Annotated in this window: 19 protein-coding genes; 5 read left to right on the forward strand and 14 right to left on the reverse strand. The window is 68.2% G+C overall.

Going from position 1 to position 24,029, the window contains the following annotated elements; translation table 11 throughout:
• Positions 1-843: 843 nt before the first annotated feature.
• The 5 genes from ACPEH1_RS04965 to ACPEH1_RS04985 all read right to left on the reverse strand — a co-directional run bounded on the left by ACPEH1_RS04965 (position 844) and on the right by ACPEH1_RS04985 (position 6,261).
• Positions 844-1,614, reverse strand: coding sequence for a heme ABC transporter ATP-binding protein (locus ACPEH1_RS04965; protein WP_136004143.1), 771 nt, complete (start codon positions 1,612-1,614; stop codon positions 844-846).
• Complete coding sequence (locus ACPEH1_RS04970) at positions 1,611-2,654, reverse strand: FecCD family ABC transporter permease (RefSeq protein ID WP_423715357.1); 1,044 nt, start codon at positions 2,652-2,654, stop codon at positions 1,611-1,613. Before ACPEH1_RS04970 ends, ACPEH1_RS04965 begins: the two co-directional genes overlap by 4 nt.
• Entirely contained in the window at positions 2,651-3,694 is a 1,044-nt protein-coding gene (locus ACPEH1_RS04975; RefSeq protein ID WP_423715358.1) for a heme/hemin ABC transporter substrate-binding protein, read from the reverse strand. Before ACPEH1_RS04975 ends, ACPEH1_RS04970 begins: the two co-directional genes overlap by 4 nt.
• Positions 3,695-3,739: 45 nt before the next feature.
• Positions 3,740-5,122 (reverse strand): ATP-binding protein, encoded by a 1,383-nt coding sequence (locus ACPEH1_RS04980; protein ID WP_423715359.1) that lies wholly within the window; start codon positions 5,120-5,122, stop codon positions 3,740-3,742.
• 119 nt (positions 5,123-5,241) lie between these two features.
• Positions 5,242-6,261 (reverse strand): alpha/beta hydrolase, encoded by a 1,020-nt coding sequence (locus tag ACPEH1_RS04985; RefSeq protein WP_423715360.1) that lies wholly within the window; start codon positions 6,259-6,261, stop codon positions 5,242-5,244.
• Between the two features lie 346 nt (positions 6,262-6,607).
• On the opposite strand from ACPEH1_RS04985, the gene ACPEH1_RS04990 reads away from it, so the two are divergent.
• Positions 6,608-9,127: an autotransporter outer membrane beta-barrel domain-containing protein gene (locus tag ACPEH1_RS04990; protein ID WP_423715362.1), complete on the forward strand. Its 2,520-nt coding sequence runs from the start codon at positions 6,608-6,610 to the stop codon at positions 9,125-9,127.
• Positions 9,128-9,184: 57 nt separating this feature from the next.
• Here the strand turns inward: ACPEH1_RS04990 and ACPEH1_RS04995 are convergent, their stop codons facing one another.
• From ACPEH1_RS04995 to ACPEH1_RS05020, 6 genes are all read right to left on the reverse strand, one after another.
• Entirely contained in the window at positions 9,185-10,423 is a 1,239-nt protein-coding gene (locus ACPEH1_RS04995) for a hypothetical protein (protein ID WP_423715363.1), read from the reverse strand.
• Positions 10,420-12,954 (reverse strand): TcfC E-set like domain-containing protein, encoded by a 2,535-nt coding sequence (locus ACPEH1_RS05000; protein ID WP_423715364.1) that lies wholly within the window; start codon positions 12,952-12,954, stop codon positions 10,420-10,422. Before ACPEH1_RS05000 ends, ACPEH1_RS04995 begins: the two co-directional genes overlap by 4 nt.
• Before the next feature lie 81 nt (positions 12,955-13,035).
• On the reverse strand, positions 13,036-13,536 hold the full coding sequence (locus ACPEH1_RS05005; RefSeq protein ID WP_423715365.1) for a CS1 type fimbrial major subunit: 501 nt from the start codon (positions 13,534-13,536) through the stop codon (positions 13,036-13,038).
• A 70-nt stretch (positions 13,537-13,606) separates the two neighbouring features.
• Positions 13,607-14,353, reverse strand: a complete 747-nt coding sequence (locus tag ACPEH1_RS05010) for a CS1 fimbrial subunit B flags: Precursor (protein WP_208020028.1) — start codon at positions 14,351-14,353, stop codon at positions 13,607-13,609.
• Between the two features lie 232 nt (positions 14,354-14,585).
• Complete coding sequence (locus ACPEH1_RS05015) at positions 14,586-16,034, reverse strand: amidohydrolase family protein (protein ID WP_423715367.1); 1,449 nt, start codon at positions 16,032-16,034, stop codon at positions 14,586-14,588.
• Between the two features lie 98 nt (positions 16,035-16,132).
• Complete coding sequence (locus tag ACPEH1_RS05020; RefSeq protein WP_423715368.1) at positions 16,133-16,738, reverse strand: glutathione S-transferase family protein; 606 nt, start codon at positions 16,736-16,738, stop codon at positions 16,133-16,135.
• 118 nt (positions 16,739-16,856) lie between these two features.
• Between ACPEH1_RS05020 and ACPEH1_RS05025 the strand changes: the two genes are divergently transcribed.
• The 4 genes from ACPEH1_RS05025 to ACPEH1_RS05040 all read left to right on the forward strand — a co-directional run bounded on the left by ACPEH1_RS05025 (position 16,857) and on the right by ACPEH1_RS05040 (position 21,983).
• Positions 16,857-17,837 carry a helix-turn-helix transcriptional regulator gene (locus tag ACPEH1_RS05025; RefSeq protein WP_287252825.1) on the forward strand — a complete coding sequence of 327 codons (981 nt, stop codon included), beginning with the start codon at positions 16,857-16,859 and terminating at the stop codon, positions 17,835-17,837.
• 70 nt (positions 17,838-17,907) lie between these two features.
• A complete protein-coding gene (locus tag ACPEH1_RS05030; RefSeq protein ID WP_423715370.1) occupies positions 17,908-18,789 on the forward strand; it encodes a LysR family transcriptional regulator in 882 nt (293 codons plus the stop codon).
• Between the two features lie 210 nt (positions 18,790-18,999).
• A complete protein-coding gene (locus tag ACPEH1_RS05035; protein ID WP_153164133.1) occupies positions 19,000-19,626 on the forward strand; it encodes a response regulator transcription factor in 627 nt (208 codons plus the stop codon).
• A gap of 8 nt (positions 19,627-19,634) precedes the next feature.
• Entirely contained in the window at positions 19,635-21,983 is a 2,349-nt protein-coding gene (locus tag ACPEH1_RS05040; RefSeq protein ID WP_423715372.1) for an ATP-binding protein, read from the forward strand.
• Here the strand turns inward: ACPEH1_RS05040 and ACPEH1_RS05045 are convergent.
• The 3 genes from ACPEH1_RS05045 to ACPEH1_RS05055 form a co-directional block, all read right to left on the reverse strand.
• Complete coding sequence (locus tag ACPEH1_RS05045; RefSeq protein WP_038688374.1) at positions 21,928-22,200, reverse strand: hypothetical protein; 273 nt, start codon at positions 22,198-22,200, stop codon at positions 21,928-21,930. The genes ACPEH1_RS05040 and ACPEH1_RS05045 overlap by 56 nt on opposite strands.
• 91 nt (positions 22,201-22,291) lie before the next feature.
• Positions 22,292-22,690, reverse strand: a complete 399-nt coding sequence (gene crcB, locus ACPEH1_RS05050; protein ID WP_153164137.1) for a fluoride efflux transporter CrcB — start codon at positions 22,688-22,690, stop codon at positions 22,292-22,294.
• A complete protein-coding gene (locus ACPEH1_RS05055; protein WP_423715383.1) occupies positions 22,687-23,970 on the reverse strand; it encodes a replication-associated recombination protein A in 1,284 nt (427 codons plus the stop codon). The genes crcB and ACPEH1_RS05055 overlap by 4 nt, the downstream gene beginning before the upstream one ends.
• Positions 23,971-24,029 lie beyond the last annotated feature (59 nt).

Below are 24,029 nucleotides of genomic sequence, written 5' to 3' on the forward strand. Positions count from 1 at the left end.
TGGCCCCAGCCGGGCAGAGCCCGGCTCTACGGGGTGACGGTGCGTCGCGCCGTAGCGCCGCCCTCTGGTCGGCTGCTGTGGACGGTGATCGCGCGTCGGTAGCCCCAGCCGGGCAGAGCCCGGCTCTACGGGGTGACGGTGCGTCGCGCTGGTGTAGAGCCGCCCTCTGGCCGGCTGCTCTGGACGGTGATCGTGCGTCGGTGGCCGCAGCCGGGCAGAGCCCGGCTCTACGAGGGTGGCGGCGCGTCGCGCTGGTGTAGAGCCGCCCTCTGGTCGGCTGCTTTGGACGGTGATTGCGCGTTGAAGGCCCCAGCCGGGCAGAGCCCGGCGCTACGGGGTTGGCGGCGCGTCGCGCTGGTGTAGAGCCGCCCTCTGGTCGGCTGCTGTGGACGGTGATTGTGCGTCGGTGGCCCCAGCCGGGCAGAGCCCGGCTCTACGGGGTGGCGGTGCGTCGTGCTGGTGTAGAGCCGCCCTCTGGTCGGCTGCTTTGGACGGTGATTGCGCGTTGAAGGCCCCAGCCGGGCAGAGCCCGGCTCTACGGGGTGACGGTGCGTTGCGCTGGTGTAGAGCCGCCCTCTGGTCGGCTGCTGTGGACGGGGATCGTGTGTCGGTGGCCCCAGCCGGGCAGAGCCCGGCTCTACGGGGTTGGCGGCGCGTCGCGCTGGTGTAGAGCCGCCCTCTGGTCGGCTGCTGTGGACGGTGATCGTGTGTCGGTGGCCGGAGCCGGGCAGAGCCCGGCTCTACGAGGGTGGCGGCGCATCGCGCTGGTGTAGAGCCGCCCTCTGGTCGGCTGCTTTGGACGGTGATCGCGCGTCGGTGGCCCCAGCCGGGCAGAGCCCGGCGCTACGTGGGGTCTGCTACTACTACCAGGGGTACGCCGCGCTGCGGATGCTGCAGCACGATCACCGGTTGCTGGTAGACGCGACCCAGCGTCGCCTCGGTCAGTACGTCGGCCGGGGCGCCATCGGCCGCCACCCTGCCCTGCTCCAGCAGCACGATGCGGTCGGCATGGCCCGCCGCAAGATTCAGGTCGTGCAACACCACGATCACGCACGCACCGGCGTCGGCCAGGGCGCGCACGCTGCGCAGCGTGCGCTCCTGGTGGCGCAGATCCAGTGCCGCGGTAGGTTCGTCCAAAAGCAGCAACGGCGTCTGCTGGGCCAGGACGCGCGCGAAGGTGGTGCGTGCCGATTCGCCGCCCGACAACTGCTGCACCTCGCGCAGGCGGAGGGCCTGCAGTTCGGCGGCGTCGATGGCCTGCTCCACCTGCGCATCATCCACCACGGGATCCGGCGGATGCGGCAAGCGCCCCATCGCCACCACCTCCTCGACGCTGAAGGCGAACCGCACGCCGTGCTCCTGCGGCATCACTGCGCGCTCGCGGGCCAATGCGCCCGCCGTATAGCCGGCCAACGGCCGACCCTGCAGCAGCACCTCCCCCGCGTCGGGCCGCAGGTCGCCTGCCGCCACCGCCAGCAATGTCGATTTGCCGGCGCCGTTCGGACCCACCAGGGCGGTCACCGTGCCTGGCACGAAATCCAGCGCGATGCCGTGCAGAATCTCCCGCTGCTGGCGGCGCACGATCACTCCGCGCATCCGCAGCAGCGCGCTCATGGGGTGTCCTTGCGGCGCTGCTGCAGCACCAGCCACAGGAAGAACGGCGCGCCCAGCGCGGCCGAGAACAGTCCAAGCGGAATCTCCGCCGGCGGATCCAGGGTGCGCGCGGCGGTATCGGCAATCACGATCAGCACCGCGCCGAGGATGCCCGATACCGGCAACAGCCAGCGATGCCCCGGACCCACCAGCATCCGCGCCACGTGGGGCACCACCAGTCCAACGAAGCTCACCGAGCCCGCGAAGGCGACCGCCGCGCCAACCAGCAGTGCGCTGAAGGCCACCAGGCGCCGCCGCGTGCGTGCCACGTCCAGCCCCAGGTGCTGCGCCTGGCGCTCACCGAGAGCCAGCATGTCCAGCGGCGTCGCCAGACGTTGCAGGGCCAGCGCACCGATCGCGAAGAACGGCACCACCGCCACCACATCAGGCCAGCTTGCGCGCGCCAGTGAACCCATCTGCCAGAACACCAGCGACTGCAGCTCGCTTTCGCTGGCGATGTACGTAAGGAATCCGATCAGTGCCGAGCAGAACGCCGCCATCGCGATGCCCACCAGCAACAGCGTGGCATTGCCACTGCCCTTGCCCGGCCGCGCCAGCGCGTAGGTCAGACCGATGGCCAGCGCGCCACCGACAAAGGCGGCTACCGGCACGATCCACCCCGCCGCCCCGGCCGCGCCCAGCACGATGGCGGCCACCGCGCCCAGCGCCGCGCCCTGGCTGACACCCACGATGCCCGGATCAGCCAGCGGGTTGCCGAACAGGCCCTGCAGGCTCGCGCCGGCCATCGCCAGTGCCGCGCCGACCATCGCGCCGAGCAACGCGCGCGGTATGCGCAGTTGCCAGACCACCGCGAGATCCCGGGCGCTGACCGATTGCGGGTCCGCCAGCCCCAGCTTCACGCCGATCGCCTGCAGCACCTCCAGCAGCGGCAAGCGCAACGGCCCCACCGCGAACGAGGCCAGCACGGCCACCAGCAGCGCCGCGGCAGCCAGCAGCAGCATGCCGCGGCCCCGGCGACGACGGCGGTCGGCAGGACTCATGCCGGCGGCAGCGCCGCCAACGCCTTGGCCAGCGCAAGCGCCCCGACGCCGGACCCGACGCTCGCGTACTTGAGCTGCACGTCCGGCATCACCCAGACGCGATTGGCCTGCCCGGCCGGCGTCTGCCTGAGCGTGGGATACGCCTTCCACAGGCCCTCGGCGCCGCCGAACAGGGCCAGATCGTGCCCGGTCACCAGAATCACCTCCGGTGCCGCCGCGAGCACGCCTTCATTGCTCAATGCCGAGTAATTCGCCACCCCGGCCTCGGTGCCGATGTTGACCCCACCGGCCAGCGCGATCAGTCTGGCCGACGCGCTGTCCGCACCGGCGACGGTCGGTGCGCCACCGGCACCGGTCGCCGATACATGGATGACCCGCGCGGCGCGGCCGCTGGCCGTGCCGATGGCGGCGGCCTCGTCCAGCTGCTGCTGCACCTGACGGGCCAACTGCACACCCGCGTCGGCCAGACCGACGGCGGCGGCAATCTTGCGCACCTTGTCCGGCGCGGCCTGCAGATCGTCCACCACCACCGCCGGCTCACCGACCGCACGCAGCTTCTGCGCCAGTTCGGTATGGCGGCGCAGACTGTTGCCCAGGAACAGCGAGCCCTGCAGGCTCAGCACGCCCTCCACACCCGTGGTGCGGTTGAACAGGAACTGATGCGGCGCGGCGCGACCGCTTTCCGTGGTGGTGTTCTTCGGTGCGGCAAACACCTGCTTGCCCAGTCCCAGCGCATCGAGCACCGCGATCACGTCGTCGCCGCCCACAATGATCCTGCTGGTGTCGTCGACCGTGACCGTGGCACCGTCGTCGGACTGCACCGTGGCCGGCAATACGGCGGCCTGCCCTGCCAGGGTCGGCAGCGCCCCGCCGTCCACACGCGTCCAGCCCGCCGGCAAGGCGCCGGCATCCTCGGCCGTCGTCGCCTGGGGCGTGGCGGCAGCCGTGTCGGCCGCCGGCGGCGTCGCCGTTCCACCACAGGCCGTCAATGCGACTGCCAGCGCAAGCGGCACCAGCCGCATGGAACCCATCGTTTTCATCATTGCTCCTTCGGCAGGGCGGCCGGCGGCCGCCCTGCACGGTAGTTACTGGCTGCGCAGAGCAAGGCGCGTGATGCGGTCGCCCTTGGGGTCTTCGGCGCCACGCGACTTGTTCACAGCGAACACGTTGCCCTTGCCATCGGCACGCACATGGTTGGGGAAGGTGCCACCGTCGAGGTTGCCGACGATCCTGCCCTCGCCATTGACCACGGTCACCGTGCCGGCACCACGATTGGTCACATAGGCCAGGCCGGAAACCGGCTCGAAGGCCACATTGAGCGCGCCTGCACCCACCGGCACGTCATGCAGCACCTTGCCACTGGCGACATCCACGATCAGCAGGTTGTCGCTGCCCTGCGAGGCCACGAACAGGCGATCGAGCCTGGCGTCATAGGCGACACCGGAGGCGCTGATCGAATTGCCGAGCGCGATGACCTTGTCGACCTTGCCGCTGGCCACATCGATGACCGCCGCTTCCGGCGTGCCGATGCTCACGGTGAACAGCTTGCCGCTGGCCTCGTCGAGCACCAGACTCATCGGCACGAACTTCCCGTCGTCCACGCCAGAGGCCAGCGTGATCGGCTCCAGCGCCTTGAAGGTTTTCGCATCGAACACCGACAGATGGTCTTCGCCGGTAGCCGAGGCGATCACCTTGCCGCGTTTGGTGTCCACGACCACGTCGCGGGCGTGCGGCACGGTGCCGACCGGGAACTGGTGCACCAGGCCCAGATCCGACTGCCGGTACACCGCCACGGTATCCTGGCGGGTATTGGTCACCCAGACATGTCCATTGGCATCGTCCACGCCCACGCCGTACACGGCGAACACGCTGCCGCCCTTGGCGTCGGGCACCTGCGCCGGGGTGATCGCCTTGATCACGTTCAGACGCGTCGGGTCCACCTTGAGCAGCTGCGACTGGGTGACCGGCGGGCGGCCGACTGCCGACGTGACGAACACGGCGTTGCTGGCCGGGCTGTATGCGCTCTGATACAGCCCCTGCACGAGCTTCGCCGACGACTGGTTGAATGCCTGCTGGCCACTCAACGGCAGGTTCGGCGACACCCGCAGCGACAGCACGGCCGCCGCATCGGGCTGGCTGGCGCGCACCACCACCGGGTGCTGGCCCGGCACTGCGTCGGCCGGGATGGCGATGGTGGCCTTGAAGTTGCCCTGCTCATCGACCACGTACGGGGTTGCGTTGAGCACGGTGTCGCCGCGCAGCAGGGTCACCCGCTGGCCCGGCACGAACTGGCGACCGGTCACATCGGCCTGGGTGCCAGGCACCACATTCTCGCCGCGGCTGCTGACCTGGCCGCGGAAGCCATTGGCAGGCGTGTCGAACACCGGCTGCGCGAATGCGCTGCTGGTAGCCATCGACAGCGCGAGCGCCAGGGTGGCCAGGCGCGGCAGGGAGTTGAATTTGTACATGGCAGTAACCTTCTGTTGGGGGCGCGCATCCGGCGCGTTGTCACAGGGATTGCCTCGGCGTGGCCGCGATCCATTGCGGCGGTGGCACGGGGCCACGGGTCTGCCTGGGTAGGAAAGACTCAATCGTCGGTGTGCGTCGCCGGCGTCGCCGCAGGCATCGCGCTGCGGTCGGCGATGCCGTACAGCGCGGTGAGCGCGGCCTTCAGGGATGCCGGCAACATCGGGCCGTGGCCGAGACCGGCGAACTCGCGATACGTGACGTGAAGGCCAGGCACCTCTTCCAGGCGTCGGCTCAACTGGTAGGCCGCGTCCGGCGCGGCCCCCCCGATGCGGCGCAGGTGCGCCACCACGCGGGGGTTGGTGAGATCGCGCACACCGCGGTTCCCGCGGCGCTCATCACCGCCAAGCATCAGCGTGAGCTGCGCCGGCGTGCCGCGATAGCTCCCCAGGAACTGCTGCTCCATCGCACCCTGCGGTGCACCCTGGCTCCACCACAGCGAGGGGCTGGCACTGATGTAGTGCTGGAATGCGGTCGGGTGCGTGTACAGCGTGCTGAGCACGAACAGGCCGCCCAGCGAATGGCCCCAAAGCGACTGCTGCTGCGTATCGATCGGCGTGCGGCGCTGCACCTCGGGCTTGATGCGCTGCGCGATCACGTCGTAGAACGCGGCCGCGCCTCCCCCAACGGATTGCACGCTGCCGTTCCCGTCGTCGGCCGTATCGACCCAGGCCGTGTAATCGAGCGTGCGCGCCTGTGAATCGATGCGCAGGTCGTTGTCGTAGCCGATGAACACCAGTACGGGCGCCTTGCCCGCGGCCAGCTCGCTGAGAATGCCCTGGTCGAACACCATCGCTGCAGCGTTGCCGTCTAGCATGTACAGCACCGGCGCGGGTGCGGTCGACGATGCCGTCGGCACCCCCAGATGGATACGCCAGCGACGGGTGTGGTCGGCGTTGTCGATCACTAAACGCTCGAAACGATAGCTCTGCGCCGGCTCGTCCAATACGGTGTGGCCGACCTTCTGCAGCGGATTGCGCTGCTGGGCCGCAGCGGGGGTCGAAACCGACAGGCCGATGGCGCACGCCAGCACGGCAAAGCAGTGCCATGCGGCCAACGGGGCAATCAGGATTCTGGACACGACAGGACACTCGTTCAGGGGCGCGGATCGCACCGCCCGCCGTGACGCGCGAGCGGAATTCATGACGCCAGTGTAACCCAAATGAGAATGGGTATCACTGGCATCGATGTAATCACGGTGGCGGCGTCATGCCGTGTTCACCCGTTCATCACGACGACGCGCGCATTAGTCTTCGCGCCTGCCGGGGGGAGGCGTGCCACACCTCGCTCATCTTCGAGCGACGCGGCACAGCATCGCGTCGCCGACATCACTGTGCACCGGTCGTTCTTGTCATCAGGAGCCCGTCGTCATGGTACCAGCGCACCCCCATTCCCCCACACGCTCAATCACCCGGGACCTTCGCCCCATGCGCGGATGCACCGCGCTTGCCTCGGCCATTGCCCTGAGCCTCCTCTTCGCACACAAGGCAGCCGCCCAGGCAGTGGTGGTGCAACCCGGCCAGACGGTCACACTGGTACCGGGCAGCGCGAATGAAGGGCGCGACTTCAACGTGCTCGGCACCCTCACCGTTCGTGGCGCACGCGTCGGTGCGATCGAAACCATCAACGGCAGCGGCGCGGTTGTGACCCTCGATGGAGCCACTGCCAGTGGCAGGGTAGCGTCCTATCAGGCCACGGTGACCGTTCGGGATTCGGTCATCACCACCACCGACACCAGCCCCGGGATCAACGGCTATGCCACCATCACCCACGGCCTGGCAAGCGGCGGCGCCGACGCGCCCAGAAGCGTCCTCACGCTGGTCAACAGCCAGATCACCGGCGGCACCGGCGGGCTGCAGTTCGCCGCCGGCGGAATCGTCAACGTGGCGGGCAGCACGCTGACCGGCGGCGTCAACGGCGCCCGTGCCATTGCAGGCTCCGCCGAGTTCCGCGCGGGCTCCAGGGTCATCGGCGGCACCAACGGCCTGCTGATGACGGTCACGGCCAGAAACCAGCCCATCAATTCCACGCCCGACGACTGGTACGTGCTCGTCGATGGCAGCACCCTGCAGGGACAGACGGGCAGCGCCATCCGGGTCAACCCGAACCTCACGCCGGAACTGGCGCGCATCACGGTGCAGAACGACGCAACACTGCTGGGCGGGAACGGCAACCTGGTCGAGGTGGCCGCCAATGCAGCGCTCGACTTCACGGCACGCACCAGCACACTCGCGGGCGATTTCATCATGGATGCCGCCGCCGGCGACACCACGCTGCGGTTTCTGGACGGTCTGCGGCTGACGGGCCGCGTGCGGGGTGGCGCAGACGTCATCGTCGACCAGGGCGGCCGCTGGCTGCTCAGCGGGAACAGCAACACCGGCAACCTGACCCTGGGGGCAGGCAGCGACATCCTGCTGGGCGACACGGGCCAGTTCGCACAGCTCACCGTTGTCGGCAACTACATCGGCCAGGGCGGCACGCTGCATTTCAATACCGTGCTTGCCGACGATGCGGGCGACACGTCCACGTTGCGCGTGACCGGTGCGACGGGCGGCACCACGCAGGTCGCCGTGACCAACATCAACGGTGCCGGCGCACAGACCGTCAACGGCATCCGCCTGGTCCGGGTCGAAGGAGCCTCCAACGGTCGATTCGTGCTGCAGGGACGTGCCATCGGTGGCATGTACGAGTACTTCCTGCACAAAGGCACCGATGCCGCGCCGGCCAATGGCAACTGGTATCTGCGCTCGACCTATACCGGCAACCCCTGCGATATCAATCCGGATGCGCCGGGTTGCGTGCCGGTGATACCTGTTGATCCGGTGGATCCCGTCGATCCGGTGGATCCGGTGGATCCCGTCGATCCGGTGGATCCGGTGGACCCCGTGGACCCCGTGGACCCCGTGGACCCCGTGGACCCCGTCGATCCAGTAGATCCGTCGGATCCGGTCATCCCGGTGGATCCCGTCGACCCCGTTGATCCGGTCGACCCCATTGACCCCGACCCTGCCGACCCCGTTCCGGTGCTCCGCCCCGAACCGGGGGCGTACCTGGCCAATCAGGCGGCCGCTGTGCAGATGTTCCAGCTGCGCCGCCACGACCGCGGCGCGCCGGGGCTGGATGGCGAAAGCAACGGCACCTGGATCCTGGGCAGGCGCGATCAGCTGCAGGCCACCATCGCCGGCCAGGTGGAGACCACCACCCACACCGACGCAGTGCATCTGGGTACCGATCTCTGGCGGTGGGGCCAGCGCGGACGCGGCCAGATCGGACTGATGCTGGCCACCGGCCAGGCACGGACCGAGGCGCGCTCGCAGCTCTCCGGTTACCGCACCCGCGGCAAGGTCCGCGGCGACGCGGTCGGCCTGTACGCGGGCTGGGTGCAGGACAGCGACAGCCGTCGTGGCGCGTATGTGGATGCCTGGGCCCAGTACGCGCGCTTTGACAACGAGGTGCAGGGCGACAGCCTGACGAAGGAAACCTACGACGCCCGCAGCCGCAGCGCATCGCTGGAAGCAGGCTACGCCTGGCGGCTGCACGCCTCGGATGAGGGCGAACTGTATCTGCAGCCGCAGGTGCAGCTGGTCTATACCGACATCACCAGCGATCGCGTGCAGGAGGCCAACGGCACCCTCGTCGAAGACGACACCGCTGGCGGCCTGCAGAGCCGCGTGGGCCTGCGCCTGTTCGGCAATCGCATCGGTGCGGGCAACCGGGTCCAACCGTTCCTGGCGATCAACTGGCTGCACAGCGCCCGCGCTGAAGTGCTGCGTTTCAATGCCGAACGTCTCGATGCGGATCTGCCTGACAGCCGCTATGAGGCCCAGGCCGGCGCCCAGCTGCAGCTGGGTCAGCGCTGGCTGGCGTGGGGTGACCTGCGGGTTCAGCGCGGCAACAACGGCTATCGCGATGCCGCCGCGCAGATCGGCCTGCGGGCGGCATGGTGACGTGAACGGCCGGAGCGTGCGCGCTCCGGCCAACATCATTGCGCAATCCGGACGCCCTTATGGATCCGCATCGAAGATCACGGTGACATCACCCCGATAGTGGCTTCCGGGATGATCCAGCATCCGCAGTACAGGCGCCCCGTTGACAGCAAAATCCAGGCGCGAGGGCCGACGGATGACGAACGAATCGGCGGCAAACACCGGTGCGGTCATGATGCTCGTCAGGGGTACAAGCACAGCTTCCTCACCTGCGCCGAGGCGATGGAAGCCTGGCATTGTCAGCCGGATATCGAGCGGGACATCGTCAGCGGCGACCGTCTGGTTCCGCAGCGCGCATCGCCCGTCAGGGAACACGTGTTCGCATGTCAGCGAAACACTGAACCGGCCCGAGCTGCTGATCTGGAATGGAAGCTCTTTTTCCAGTGCCTTGGGCGCGATGCCGTGGTCGCTCCACTGGGTCCACCCTCCTCGCGGCATCAGAATGGCGCGGTCGCTGCCCGGCGCAAGGTCGAGCTGGAAGGCGTGGCGGACCTCCAATGAAAAGTGGATGTTGACGACGGAATCATCGAGCACCACCCCGTCGCCGAGATCGAAGTCCGCGCCCTCCCCTGTGCCGCCGACCCGGAACGTCGTCTGTCCCGTATAGAGACCGCTACGCATCGACAACGGAGCAGGCGTGGTCAGGCTGTAGGTGATGTCGAACTGGTTCATGTCGTAGTTGTTCGCCGTGATCCAGTCCAGCCCACAGGCCACGCTCCCTTCGCCACCGTCGCGACGAAGCAGCATCCGCATGATCGTGCGGTTGTGCGAATTGGTATTTCTCAGCCCGAACGTGCAGTTGCGTGCCCCACCGGTCGATGCCGGCTCCGTCGGGCCATCGCCGTCCGTGTCCCGAAGTCGCATCGCTGCACCGATGATCCGGAAGGTAAGATCGAAGCTGTGGGCACCATCCTCCGACGTGACGCGTACGATGCGCGGCGGGGGCATGCCGATGTAGAACGACCCTCGACCATAGCCACTGCGCCCATCCCCCTGCTTGGTACCGCGGATCTTGGTGTCGATGCTCCACCAGTTGCTGGCGATGCAGGAGGGAAGATGCGTGCCCGCGCATACCCCCGACCAGGGGGTCGTGTTGACGAACTGACGCTGGTCGGGATTGCCGATGTCCGGCTTGAACTCGGCGCTGATGTAAATATCGGCCGCCTGTGCGGCAGTCAGGAACAAGCAGATCGGCAGGGCGACCAGCACGCGCGCCAGGCAGCGCATCAGCGTGCGGGATGGTTGGGGCCGGTTCATGGCAGCGCGTCTCCTCGGGAAGCATCGGATGCGACGGTGGTCGCGGTGAGGCGGTTGTCCGGACACTGGAGAATGCCGGCCATCCAGGTATCGTGAGGCGGTCGCGTGGCCGTTCCATCCAGCACGAACGTACAGTCCTGCACGCGCGGGTGGCGCACCTGCAGAGCAGGAGAACGCACACTCAACTCCAGTGTGAAGAAGCCATCGGCTTCGGCGACGCTGCGCCCGGCGTGGTTGTGGATGTGCGCGCCGGCGAGCGGCTGACCGTCAGCATCCTGCAGCCGTCCCATGACAGTGACGGTCGAGACGATATCGACCTTCCCATAGGCCACCCCACCCTTGTTGAGATGGTAGGACAGACGGCCGGGCTGGATAGCGGCGGCCGGCGCGGCGCGCCCCTCGAAGTCGATCTGCAGCGCGCCACTGCCGTAGGCGGCGACCGGCACGAAATTGCGTCCCGGCCGCAGAACATGCGAGCCACCCCGACTGTCGTCCGCGCGAAGCGCTACGTCGGGAAGGTCGGAGCTGACGTCCACGATCATGCCCGTGTCGGCGCTTCCGCCCGGTGCCGCGCCGATGACCGCCAGCCGCCCGGCACCGAGGGCGATGGTGCTCTCCAGATTGAGCCCACCCCCGACATGCCCTTCCTGCGACGTCCTCTGCGCGTACGCATCGCCGTGCACGAGCGGGTGTTCAAACCGCGCGTTGCCGCTGAGCCCAAGGCCCTCGCGGTCCACCGTGGCCTGCCCGGCGAGACTGCGCAGCGTATGCGCCTCGAAGGTCTGCTGGACACCGGCAGCGGCGTACAGGTCCCGGCCACCGGCGGTACCGGTGCGGCTGCCAAGGCTGCCGCTGTAGCGGCGCCCATGCTCGCCCAGCGCCAGACTGAGGGTGAAGTCAACGCCGCGATCCCGTCGCGCGCCGGTGCCGAGGTTGGCCGGGCGCTCGAAGATCGATGTCCGCCACGTCGCGTCCGTGCCGAACAGCTGCTGACGCCGGCTGAAGGACAGGTCCATCCCCACGCCCCTGCTCACACCCTGATGACGCGATACGCGGCCGGAGAGATGACTGCGGTCATCAACGCGATGGCTCACACCCACTGCACTGGTCTGCAGCCAACCCGCTCCGCGCTCCTGCACGGGCAGCGCCGCCGGGGATGGATCGTCTGAGGACCGGCGCGCCTGCCAGCTGCGATTGTGTGATGCCGTCACGGTGCCACGCCGGTAGCGCAGCAGCCCGTGGATATCCAGCCCCCGCCCTTCGTGTCGCGTGGCGTAGGCATTGGTGTACAGGTTGGCCCAGTCGTTGGCGTGCCAATCCACCGACGCGGCCACTGCCGCGTGATCGCCCACCTGGTGGGCGGACAACCCGAGCACTGCCCGCGCATGGGCCAGATAGTTGACGATGGCACCTGCCGCCAGACGCCCCCTGTCCGGGTCTCCCGCACTGTCGAACAGGCTCCGCTGCTGTCCAACGAACGCGCTGTAGCGCCAACGCCGGCTCGGATCGCCCCAATGGCTCGGCTTGTGAATCAGCGCGGTTTCGCGGGAGGTTTCGCGCCCGTCTTCGATGATCCGCAGCTCGACGTCGTAGATGCCCCCCGGCAACCGGCGGGTGTCGACCTGCTGGAGGCCTGGTTGCAAGGCCTGGGACAGGATCAGGGCACCGTCGCGGTACACCTCGAGCGCGCCTTCACGACTGGCGGTGACATACACCGGATACAGGCTGGGCGCCCGGGTATCCACCACGAGGCTGTCCGAGGAGCCGGCCATGACACCGATGGCGGTATGGCGGCTGCTGCCAGGCCCCCGCGGCTGCCGGGTGACCCCTTGGTAGGTCGGCAGAAAGTAACCCGCGCGCACGAACGCATCGCCCAGCTCGCGCTGGGCGTAGAGGCTTTGCACTGCATGGCGCATGCCGTTGCGCGCTTCACTGCCACGGTCCGCCTGGTAGGCACCCACCGTGGTCCATGCGCCGAGACTGCCCTGCAGATCCAGGGCATAGCGGCCTGCGGCATCGGCACCCTCGCCAGCGTGGACATTCAGCTGGTGCCGCAGGATAAGGCCGCGACTCCCGCCGTCCGGCAAGGCATGGTGCCGCGGCCGCTCCGATGCGCCACCCTCACGGGTCGCGATGGACACCAGCGAGCTTTCCAGGCTGTAGTGAAGCCGCTCCAGGCCTTCCCGGCAGTCCCGATGGCACGGACCGAGCGGTCGTGGATCGCGCAGGACGGCCAGCCAGCGGGCGCGTTCCGGCTCCGGCAAGGGGCTGTCGTGGCTCGCGGCGAAGTCGATCAGCGACAGGGTGTTGTCGCGCGAGACCAGTGCCCGCGCATCACCGAGATGGCGGCCATCCTTCTCCACACGCACCACCAGAGGGACGTCGAAAAAGTGATCGCGGAAGTCGTCGGGGAGCGTGCCGGCCTGGTCCATCACGCTGATGCTCTCCAATGCAGCCGGCGCCGCCTGTGCCGCCGCACAGCCGCAATACAGGATCGCAGCGGTGGCAAGGGGACGAAGACGCAGCAGCATTGGAGTTCCTCTGAATGGAGGGAGGGGCGCATGCGCCCCTCCAGACGGGCAGCCGAAGCGGCCCGGGTGACGCGGCGTGCCTTACGGGGTGCCGCTTTCGAACATCATGAAAACGTTGCCCTGGTAGTTGCCCTGCGCGTACTCGGCACCAGCGGGTGCTGCGGCGGCGATGACCACGGCGGCGCGCTTGCTGGCCGATGCTTCGATCGCACTGGCGACCTCGACTGCGTTGGCCGCGCCGACCTCCAGCGCCTGACCGGCCACGGTCACGGTCATGTCGATGCTGTCACCGGCACTGACCAGCATCGCGTCGGTGCTGAGGTAGGCATTGATCGCCCCAAGGCCGCTCTTCATGTCGAGCTGCTGCTGGATCGGGTCCAGTCGCTGCGCGGCGATATCCCAACGCATGGCCTGGACCTGGCCCGCCCAGTCGCCGACCGGCGAAATCTGCAGGCCGGTGGCGGAAGGAACGATGGCTTCGACGGTGACCTGCAGCGGGAACTGCTCCGGTGCGGCCATTGCAGCGGACGGGGCCATGATCATGGCAGCCACGAGAGACAGGGTGTTGGTGTTGATACGCATTGCGGTGTTCTCCAACGGTGGAATGTGCCGCCGGTGCGTCCGGACGGCGGATGATGGTTCCTCCCGGAACCTACGGGTTGAGCAGGACGCGCTTGCGGGCGTCCCCCTCGACGATCTCGAAGCGATGCGTCTGACCGGGACCGTGCGCGAAGGTCTCCACGCGCTGCGGCAGCAGGTGGATCCTGCGCGGCGGTGAGCAGGGCTCGGCTTTGCCGTCAATGCCGCACTGACGCACGTCGTCAAGCACCACGGTGGTGTTGCCGGCATTGCGGACGACTGTCTGAGCGTCGCTGGCATCAACGCGCGTGTCGTAGGTCGTGCCATCGGGATGCACAATCACGAATACCCCGTATCCGGTAAGCACATTGACCCCGGCCAGCAACCCCTTGCGGTAGTCGTCGGCCTCGGCGTCGGTCAGCGCGAACTCGTCCTCGCGCTTTGGCATCACCGGAACGAAGCGCACCCGGTAGTAGCGTTCGGCGGAGCGATCACCCTGGAACAGCAGGCGGGTAGCCTGCTGCCCCTGCGCAGGGACGATCAGACGCGACGGGCTGGCAATCAGAGCGTTGCCCTGCCCGTCCACGCGCGCGGTATCGACCGGGACTTCGGTCGCCTTGCCATCGGGTCCGTAGCGCACCTCAGCAATCTCCACCCGCACGAACGCGGTGGCATTGCCGGTGTTGCGTACGCGCTTGAGCAGCGCGCCCTGTCCGGGAGCGGCGTACTCGTACATCGCACCGACATTGATCGACGGCGTGCCGGCAAGCGACGGCGCAGCCAGCACGGCCGAGGCCGCGAGCAGAAGGAGGCGCTTCATGGGTGGAAACTCCACGAAAGTGAAAGAAGTCGATGCAGGCCGGCGCACGGCGGCAGCCTTGCCAAGGAGCGCCACGGTACGCCCCGCCCCGGCGGGTGCGTATGCAATTTGTTTCAACGCGCACTGCAACTACTTGCAAGTCCGGCGAAGGCGTTCACGTCAGGCAGCCAGAAAAAGAAACGCCCCGCAATGCGGGGCGTTGGCGCGTTCCAGCGGCTGTGGCGGTCGTCGGCTATTGCGTGGCGTCCTTCTTCCATGCTGCAACGTCGGCACGCACTGCGGCGAGCAGCGCATCCAGTGCCTCGCGGTCGTACATCCGGCCGCGCAGGACCACCGAATCGATGGCACGCGTGGCGGAAATGTCCTGCAGCGGATTGCGCTCCAGCAGCACCAGGTCGGCGGCCTTGCCTGCGGCCACGCTGCCGTAGCGGTCCAGCCTGCCAAACCACGCCGGGCCGGCGCGGGTGGCGGCAGAGAGTGCCTGTGTCGGCGTCAATCCTTCCTTGACGAACAGCGCCAGTTCCTCGTGCAGTCCGATGCCCGGATAATTGAAGGAGTTGAGGAAGCCGGCATCGGTGCCAGCCATGAGCGTCACGCCGGCCTCCTGCAGCAGCGGCAGCACGGCGGCCACCTGGTGGTACTCCCGATGGCGCGCCTCGATCTGCGCCGGCGTCGCCTTGGCCGCACGCTCCACGCGCCAGGCATAGGTGGCCTGCAGCTTCGGGCCGATGTAGGCCAGATACGGATCGTGCGCGTGGTCGTCCTCATCCAGGAAGTCGAGAATGCGCCCGCCGTTGAGTGTCGGGGTGACATACACGCCCTTGGCGGCGAAAGCGCGATAGGCCGCCATTGCGGTGTCACGATCAAATCCGGCCGCGAGCCGGCGGTTGGCTTCCGCACGGTCGATGCGCTTGGCGGCAACGTCGGCCGCGATGGCCGCCTCATCCTTCACGCCCGCCTTGTACGCATAGTCGAGGTGCTCTATCGAGCTGATCCCGGCATCCACCGCCTGCTGCACGGTCAGCGCCATCGGGATATGGCCCGATGCACGCAGTCCGTTGGCGCGCGCGCCCCGGACGGCGGCCAGGAACAGGTCCGGGGTGAGCGTGCTGTCGGTGATCTTCACGAAATCCACCTGGTCGCGCTTGAGCCGCACGAATGCCGCATCGAGATCGGCCGGGCTGCCTACCTCGATCGTGCCCTTCCAGACCGGCTTGATGCCCTCGATCTTGGCGCCGGAGGTGAACAACTGCGGTCCCGCCAGCTCCCCGCGACGGATCTGCCCGCGCCACGCCAGCACCTGCCCGGGCAGATCGCCGGAGGCATCGCGCACGGTGGTGATGCCGTGCGCGATGTACAGCGGCAGCAACGCCTTGTTCTCTTCGATCAGCGCAGGACCGCCACCAAAGTGCACGTGCATGTCCCACAAGCCGGGAATCAGGTAGCGCTCCCTGCCCTCGACGCGGCGCGACGCCGTCCACTCCCTGGCGATGGCACGGTCTTCACCGACCGCCACGATGTCCTCCCCCCGCACCACCACGCTCTGGCCGGGGATCGTGCGGCCGTGTTCGACGTCCACGATCGTGGCGTGCTGGATCATCAGGTCGGCATGTTCGGCCGCGGCGGCCGAGGCGGACAGCGTGAGCAGGACAGGCAGGGCAAGGCGGAATGTGGCGTTCATGGCTACCGGGAAAGAAGACTCCCCGGCACCTTAAAGCGCCGGGGAGGCCATTCACCAGTTAAATTTTGCACTGCTGCATATTCAGCCAGCCACTGCGCTTACGCTTCGCCCTGCATCGCCGGGCGCGCCTGAACCTGCGCCAGCCAGGCCTGCACATGCGCATGCCCCTCCACGCCCGCCCCCACATACGTGCCATAGCCGACCACCTGCGCAACCACCAGATCCGCCAGCGAATAGGCCGGCCCGAGCATCCACGGCCTGTCTGCCAGGCGCGCGTCGAGGATGTCGAGCAGTTGCCGTGCGTCATGCAGCGCTACGGACGCGTGGTCGGCACTGCGCAAGGGGCCGTCCATCGTCGCCAGCCGCAGCGCGTGGATGGCGGCCATGTAGGTCACATAGGCCCATGCACACCAGGACATCGCCTGCAGCCGCTCCGGCGTGTCCTCGGCCGGCCACAATCCCTTGGCCACGCCGAATCGCGCGCCGAGCCACAGATGGATGGCCAGGCCTTCGAAGATCGGGGTGCCATTCACCACCAGGCAAGGCACCTTGCCGTTGGGATTGATCGCCAGATACTCCGGGGTGCGCTGTTCGCCGTTGCGGATGTCGATGCGCACACGGTCATGCGGCACATCCAGTTCGGCCAGCGCGCAGGCCACCGGGGTGGCGCTGGACATGGGGTGCCAATAGAAGACGAGGGACATGCAGAACTCCTGGGTCAGGAACGTAGGAAAGGTGCGCCGCCGATGGGCTTGCACCGCCAGCACAGGCTAGCGACCATTGCGGACAGCTTCTGTCCTCGATAGACGGCACCCTGCCACCATGCTCACCACCTCCGCCCGCCTCCTGCGCCTGCTCGCGCTGCTGCAATCCCGTCCGCATTGGACCGGCGCCGGCCTCGCCGAGGTCATGACAGTGCACCCGCGTACCCTGCGCCGCGATATCGACCGCCTGCGCGCACTCGGCTACCCGATCCAGGCCAGCAGCGGAGTGGCGGGCGGCTACGCTTTCCGTGCCGGTCGCGCGCTTCCGCCGGTGCTGCTGGATGACGAAGAGGCGCTGGCGGCAGCACTGGCACTGCGCACCGCCGTCACCGGCACCATCAGTGGCATCGAGCAGACCGCGATCACCGCGCTGGTCAAGCTGGAACAGGTGATGCCGCCGCGGCTGCGCCGGCGGCTGGACGCGCTGCGATCGACGATCCTGCCGCTGGGCCAGCGCGGCCCCGTGGTGGATGCCGCGCTGCTGGCCACCCTGGCCGGCGCCTGCCGCGACCAGCTGCACCTGCACTTCGACTACGCCGACAAAAAGGGCCACGCCAGCCATCGCTGCGTCGAACCGCACGGCGTGGTCAACGCCGAACGCCGCTGGTATCTGGTGGCCTGGGATACCGCCCGCACCGACTGGCGCACCTTCCGCATCGACCGCATCACCGCGGCCCCATCGGTCGGCGCACACTTCCGGCCCCGCCCCCCGCCCGACGATGGCGACCTGCGCGGATTTGTCGATCGTGCGCTGACGCTCGGCGGCCGCAGCGACGGTGCCGAGGTGATCCTGCATGCACCGCTGGCGGAGATGCGCCAGCGCATTCCCGCATCGGCCGGCGTGCTCGACGCCGTGGATGCGCAGCGCTGCCGGCTGCGCTGCACGGCCTATCCGATGGGCGAAGTGGTGTATTGGCTGCTCGCCCTGGAGCTGGAGTTCGAGGTGGTGGGCCCACCGGCGCTGCGCGAGCGTCTGCGCGAGGCGGGTGACCGCGTGGCGCGCAGTCTCGCGGACGCCGCAACGGACGCCAACCGCTAGCTGCGCCGCCATTTGCCGCCAGCCGGTGCCCATGCTAGAACGCAGGCCCATGCCGAAGTTGGATGCCACCATGTCCGCCAGTGCGAAACCGAATCGAACGCTGTTCGACCTGGATCTGCTGCGGGCGATGGTCACGGTCGCCGACTGCGGCAGCTTCACCACCGCCGCCGCGCGCCTGCACTCGACCCAGTCAACGGTCAGCCAGAAGATCCGTCGCCTGGAAGACATGGCCGGGCATGCCCTGTTGATCCGGGCCAATCGCGACGTTCATCCCACCGACGCCGGCCAGACCCTGCTCGCACATGCCCGCCAGATGCTGGCCCTCAACGATCAGCTGCGCGAAGCGCTGGCCGGCGCCACCGTGGCGGTCACCGTCCGCCTCGGCGTGCCCGAGGACTTCGTCAGCGCCCGCGTCACACAACTGCTGGGGGCCTTCAACCGCCGGCACCCGCAGGTGAAGCTGGAGGTGACCAGCGGCCTGAGCCGGGATCTGGCCAACGGCTACGACCACGGCGAACTGGACCTGGTGCTGGTCAAGCAGCGCCGGCACGCCCGCGCCGCGAACGCCTGCTGGCCCGAGACGATGCGCTGGGTGGACAGTGCGCGCAGCCCCTGCTTCCAGCAGGATCCTGTGCCGCTGGTGACCTTTCCGCCGCGCGGCCTGTACCGTGACGAACTGATCGATGCGATCGAAGCGCTGGGACGCCGGTGGCGCATCGCCTTCACCAGTTCCAGCCTTGGCGGCATCCAGGGCGCGGTTGCCGACGGCATGGGCATCAGCCTGCTGCCGGCCCGCGCGGTCACCCGTGAGCACACTCCGCTTGGCGCCCGGCAGGGGCTGCGCACGGTGGACAGCATCGAAATCGCGATGCTGCACCGGACCAACGCCGACCCGCTGGTGCTGGCGCTGGCCGACCGGCTCGCCCGCCTGCTGGAACGCCCGTCACGCTGATGCGATCACGCATCTGCATCGTCCCGATGGGTGCGGATGCGAAGTGCTTCCTGCACAAGGCGCAAGCACTTGGACAGTGACGGACACCTCCTTTAGCACATAGGAATCGTCCTAAAGTCGCTATCGGGCGTCTCGGGGATCGGGCGGAAAAGGGAGAATGTGTCACCTCCCAGATCGCGCGACCCCCTTGTCCAACGACATCCTGATCGCATGAACGGACACCCTGCCGACGCCACACTCAAGATCGCCCTGCTGGACGATCACGACGTCGTCCGCCACGGCACCCGCATCCATCTGTCCAACGACTGGCGCTTCGACGTCGTCGGCAGCCACGGACACAGCAACGCACTGCTGACGACACTGGCAAGCCGCCCCGTGGATGTCGCCATCGTGGATTACGCGCTGTCGGCCACTGATGTCGAGGGGCTCGCGCTGGTCCGGCAGATCCGTCAACGCCATCCCCGGGTCGGCATCCTGGTGTTCTCGGCGCACGTCAACCGGGTGATCATCACCAGCGCACTGCACGCCGGCGCCAATGGCGTAGTGACCAAGAACGACCGCCTGGACGAGCTTGCCCGCGCGATCGTGCAGATCACCCAGGGCGAGAGCTACCTGCCGCCCGAGTATGGCTGCGACCCCGACGAGAGCCACCTGTCCAACGCCGAGCGCGAGGTGCTGCAACTGTGCATGACCGGCATGACAGTGTCGGAGATCGCACTCAAACGCCACCGCAGCATCAAGACCATCAGCACCCAGAAGCACGCCGCGTTCCGCAAGCTGGGGCTGCGCAGCGATGGCGACCTTTACACCCTGCGGCATCAGCTGGGCAACCTGTGAAACAGGCATTGACCTGCTGGCTCCTGCTGCTGGCGGCAGGATGCTCGCGCGATGCGACCGAGACCACCACCGCCGGCCGGCGCGAGGTGAACGTGGCAGTGGACCCGGCGCAGCGCAACCTCCTGTCCGCGCCGGATGCGCCGGCCAGGCACGCCAACCTCGCTGACGGCTATGCACAACTGGTGGCAGCCCATACCGGCCTTCGCTTCATCGAACGACCTCAACCGGATTTCAACAGCGCCGTGCAGTCCATCTGCGACGGGACGACCGATGTGATGCTCCTGGTGGGCCCGCTCGACGAGCACCCGTGCAGCGGCCTGCTGTTGTCCACCCCGTACTACCGCGGACGCGCGGTGCTGGCCGTCCGGCGCGGAACCACCGTGCCGGCGACGCTGGAAGCGATGACCACACAGCGGATCAGCGTGGTCAAAGGCGGCCGGCACGAAGCATGGCTGCGACGGCACCACCCCGCTGTCCAACGGGTTCCGCTACCCGACCTGCGCGCAACGCTGGCGGCGGTGGAGGCCGGCGCCGTGGATGCGAGCATGGGCCTGGACGCAACCACCCATCCGATCGTGCGCCGCGACTACGCCGGCAGCATGACGCTGGAGCTTCTGCCCGATACGGTGCCGGCGAGCCTGTACCTGCTGATGCACGACCGCAACAGGGACATCAAGCGACGCATCGAGGTGGCAATGGCCGCCATCACCCTCGAACAGCACACCGGACTGCTGCATCACTGGTCGCAGGCCACGCACATGATGCCGCCGACCTCGACGGCGGTACTGCATCATTTCCGTTGGGCGCTGATCAGCATCGTCTGCGCGGTCCTGCTCCTCGCTGCGGCTACCCTGTGGCTGCATGTCACCCAGCGTGCCGCGCTGCGCTCGCAACGCCGCCAGGCACGCTTCATCGGCGTGATGAGCCACGAAGTGCGCAACGCCAGCCAGGCACTGGTCAGCACGATCGACCTGCTGGGGCAGTCGCGGCTGGACCAGACGCAGCGGCAACTGGTGGATGCCGCCCACGCCGCAGGCGCCGGCCTGCGCAGCCTGCTGGGGCATGCCCTGGACTATTCGCGCATGCGCAGCGGGCGATTCCAGCCGTCCCTCGGCAATCATGACGCGCATGCGCTGGCCCGGCAGTGCGTGATGTCGGTGCGCCCGCTCGCCGAGAAGAAGGGGTTGATCCTCACATTGAATGTGACGCCCGATCCCCTGCCCACGCTGAAGCTGGACGCCGACAGCCTTCGCCAGCTCCTGAACAACCTCCTCGGCAATGCCCTCAAGTTCACCCATCAGGGCCGGATCGTGGTGAGCCTGGCACTGCAGTCGCCCACCACCGGCATGCAACTGCGGCTGAGTGTGAGCGACACCGGCATCGGCATCGCGCCGGACCGGTTGCCCCGCGTATTCGAGGCATTCACCCAGGCGCACGATTCGGATGCACTGACCAGCGGCGGCTCCGGCCTGGGCCTGTCGATCTGCCGCGACCTCGCCCGCGCGCTCGGCGGCGAAATCCTCGCCCACAGCGAGCCAGGCCAGGGCAGTCGCTTCGATGTCGTCCTGCCGGTGTCGCTGGCCAGCGACGCCCTCGAAGCCACCCCGGGCCCGGACCTGTCGCTGCCGCTTTCGATGCGCACACTGCTGCTGGTGGAAGACCACGCCATCAACCGCGCGGTCGTAGCCGAGCAGCTGGCGGCGCTCGGCGCCCGCGTCACCTCGGTGGGCGAAGGCACGGCTGCGTTGGCCGCGTTCGCGGTCACCCCGTTCGCTGCGGTCCTGCTCGATTGTGGCCTGGCCGACCTCAGCGGGTACCACGTCGCCACCACCATGCGCGAGATCGAGCGTCGCCTGGATCGTGCGCCATGCCGGATCGTGGCCTTCTCGGCTGCGCGCTCCTCCCGCCACACCACACGCTGCGAGGATGCCGGGATGGACGCCGTGCTGTGCAAGCCACTGCATACCGCCGACCTGCTGGCGGCGCTGCAGTTGGCCGACAGCGACAATCCCGCGGCCGCATGCCTGCACCCGCAGACCCAGCTGCTGGCGCGTTATGCCGCGTCGATGGAGGAGGATGCGGCGTCACTGGCCCAGGCGGTGGAAACAGGTACGCTGCCGCTTCTTCGCTACCGCGCCCACCGGCTGGCGGGCGTGCTGCGCATTCTGGGGCATCCCGATCTGGCCGATGTCGCCAACGACCTGCATGAGCTGGATGCGGACGACCCGGCGTTGTGGGCCGAGTCGGCGCGCCTGTGCAGCTATCTGCAGCCGCGCATCGCCGCGCTCGCGGACGGCGCGATCACTTCAGCTGCAGCGGGTACCGCTGCCACAGCACATGTACCAGAAACCCCGTGAGTTCCGGGTCCTTGCTGCTGATCGCTGCGCGGATCTTGTCGAGCAGAACCATGTCGCTGCAGCTGCGCACATCCGCGTGATCGGCCTGGCCGGCGCGGCGCGCGCGGTAGCGTGCCGCACGCTGGGCATCGGTCATGGCGTAGCCGAACGTGGGCGGACGGCCGCGCTTGCGCGGCAGCATCAGCTCCAGGGTGCCGGGGTCTTGTTCATCGCGCATGACGGACGAGGATGCGAACGGGGGCGCGCACGATATCGTGAGACATCACTTTAATCCAGCGTTTCGCGCGCTTTTTTTCATCCCGCCGCCGTCAACGCCATGTCTCGGCCACGCGCGCGCCCGCCCACACCAGCAGCATGCCGCCGGCCAAGCTGATGCCGAGGTACAGCGGCACCATCGGACTGCGGTCGGCGCGGACGAAAACCAGACTTTCCAGCATCATCGAGGAAAACGTGGTCAGCCCGCCGACCATGCCCACGATCAGGAACGCGCGCCAGTACAGCGCCGCACTGCCGCGGCTCTGCAGCCAGATCATGACGTAGCCGGCCACGAATGCACCCACCAGGTTGACCGTCAGCGTGCCCCACGGAAAGCCGGCACCAAACTGCCTCAGCAGCGCATCGCCGAGCATGAAGCGCAGTGCGGCGCCGAGAGCGCCGCCCGCCATCACCAGCCCAAGCTGCTGCCACCACACGGACATGCCACTCATTGCCCCGCCTCCCTGGCGGCGCGCGCCTCGGCACGCGCGGCGCGCAGGCGGTCGAGCTTATCCTTGAGTTTGATCTCCAGCCCGCGCGGTACCGGCTCGTAGTACACCCGTTCGCCCATCGCGTCGGGGAACCCGGTCTGGTCCAGCGCGATACCGCCCTCGGCGTCGTGGTCGTACTGGTAGGTCTTGCCGTAGCCCAGTTCCTTCATCAGCTTGGTCGGCGCGTTGCGCAGGTGCAGGGGTACTTCCTGGGTGCCGGATTCCCGGACGTCCTGCCGGGCACGGTTGAAGGCGGCGTAGCCGGCGTTCGACTTGGCGGTGCTGGCCAGGTACAGCACCAGCTGCGCGAAGGCCAGCTCCCCTTCCGGACTGCCCAGGCGCTCGTAGATATCCCAGGCCTCCAGCGCCATCGACTGCGCACGTGGATCGGCCAGGCCGATGTCCTCGATCGCCATGCGGGTCAGGCGGCGCGCCAGGTAGGACGGATCGCAGCCACCGTCAAGCATGCGCGTCAGCCAGTACAGGGCCGCATCCGGGTTGGAGCTGCGCACGGACTTGTGGAGTGCCGAGATCTGGTCGTAGAACTGCTCACCGCCTTTGTCAAAGCGCCGCGTGCGGTCGGCCAGCACCTGCAGCAGCATCTCCGGCGTGATCCGCCCGTCGTCGCCAACCGCCAGTTCGGCCGCGATTTCCAGCAGAGTGAGTGCGCGGCGGACATCGCCGTCGGCGGCCCTGGCAATCTCCAGCAGGGCGTCGAGCGATACGTCCACGGCCTCGCTACCGAGGCCGCGCCGATCGTCGCGCAGGGCGCGCTCGAGCGCGTCGACGATGTCGCCCGGCGACACCGCCTCAAGCACATGCACGCGGCACCGCGAGAGCAGCGCCGAGTTCAGTTCGAACGAGGGGTTTTCAGTGGTGGCGCCCACGAACACGATGGTGCCGCGTTCGATGTGCGGCAGGAACGCGTCCTGCTGGGCCTTGTTGAAGCGGTGCACCTCGTCGACGAAGAGCACGGTGCGACGGCCGTCGGCGAACCGCTGCGCGGCCTCCGCCAGCACCTGACGTACCTCCGGCAGCCCGGACAGCACCGCTGAGATCGCCCGGAACTCGGCGTCGGCATAGTGCGCCAGCAGCAGCGCCAGCGTGGTTTTGCCGCATCCCGGCGGCCCCCACAGAATCATCGAGTGCACGTGACCGGACTCGACAGCCCGGCGCAGCGCACTGCCAGGCGCGAGCAGCCGCTTCTGCCCGACCATTTCGTCCAGTGTCTGGGGGCGCATCCGCTCGGCGAGCGGACGCAGCGTGTCCCGATCCACGGTCAGCAGATCGGGTCCATTGA

The organism is Stenotrophomonas sp. NPDC077421, assembly GCF_049545505.1.
GTDB lineage: Bacteria > Pseudomonadota > Gammaproteobacteria > Xanthomonadales > Xanthomonadaceae > Stenotrophomonas > Stenotrophomonas nematodicola.

Excerpts from the sequence above, each read along its gene's own strand:
- ACPEH1_RS04965 (WP_136004143.1), bottom strand. The coding sequence starts at position 1,614 with ATGAGCGCGCTGCTGCGGATGCGCGGAGTGATCGTGCGCCGCCAGCAG.
- ACPEH1_RS04970 (WP_423715357.1), bottom strand. The coding sequence starts at position 2,654 with ATGAGTCCTGCCGACCGCCGTCGTCGCCGGGGCCGCGGCATGCTGCTG.
- ACPEH1_RS04975 (WP_423715358.1), bottom strand. The coding sequence starts at position 3,694 with ATGAAAACGATGGGTTCCATGCGGCTGGTGCCGCTTGCGCTGGCAGTC.
- ACPEH1_RS04980 (WP_423715359.1), bottom strand. The coding sequence starts at position 5,122 with ATGTACAAATTCAACTCCCTGCCGCGCCTGGCCACCCTGGCGCTCGCG.
- ACPEH1_RS04990 (WP_423715362.1), top strand. The coding sequence starts at position 6,608 with ATGCGCGGATGCACCGCGCTTGCCTCGGCCATTGCCCTGAGCCTCCTC.
- ACPEH1_RS04995 (WP_423715363.1), bottom strand. The coding sequence starts at position 10,423 with ATGAACCGGCCCCAACCATCCCGCACGCTGATGCGCTGCCTGGCGCGC.
- ACPEH1_RS05000 (WP_423715364.1), bottom strand. The coding sequence starts at position 12,954 with ATGCTGCTGCGTCTTCGTCCCCTTGCCACCGCTGCGATCCTGTATTGC.
- ACPEH1_RS05005 (WP_423715365.1), bottom strand. The coding sequence starts at position 13,536 with ATGCGTATCAACACCAACACCCTGTCTCTCGTGGCTGCCATGATCATG.
- ACPEH1_RS05010 (WP_208020028.1), bottom strand. The coding sequence starts at position 14,353 with ATGAAGCGCCTCCTTCTGCTCGCGGCCTCGGCCGTGCTGGCTGCGCCG.
- ACPEH1_RS05015 (WP_423715367.1), bottom strand. The coding sequence starts at position 16,034 with ATGAACGCCACATTCCGCCTTGCCCTGCCTGTCCTGCTCACGCTGTCC.
- ACPEH1_RS05020 (WP_423715368.1), bottom strand. The coding sequence starts at position 16,738 with ATGTCCCTCGTCTTCTATTGGCACCCCATGTCCAGCGCCACCCCGGTG.
- ACPEH1_RS05025 (WP_287252825.1), top strand. The coding sequence starts at position 16,857 with ATGCTCACCACCTCCGCCCGCCTCCTGCGCCTGCTCGCGCTGCTGCAA.
- ACPEH1_RS05030 (WP_423715370.1), top strand. The coding sequence starts at position 17,908 with ATGTCCGCCAGTGCGAAACCGAATCGAACGCTGTTCGACCTGGATCTG.
- ACPEH1_RS05035 (WP_153164133.1), top strand. The coding sequence starts at position 19,000 with ATGAACGGACACCCTGCCGACGCCACACTCAAGATCGCCCTGCTGGAC.
- ACPEH1_RS05045 (WP_038688374.1), bottom strand. The coding sequence starts at position 22,200 with ATGCGCGATGAACAAGACCCCGGCACCCTGGAGCTGATGCTGCCGCGC.
- crcB (WP_153164137.1), bottom strand. The coding sequence starts at position 22,690 with ATGAGTGGCATGTCCGTGTGGTGGCAGCAGCTTGGGCTGGTGATGGCG.
- ACPEH1_RS05055 (WP_423715383.1), bottom strand. The coding sequence starts at position 23,970 with ATGCGCCCCCAGACACTGGACGAAATGGTCGGGCAGAAGCGGCTGCTC.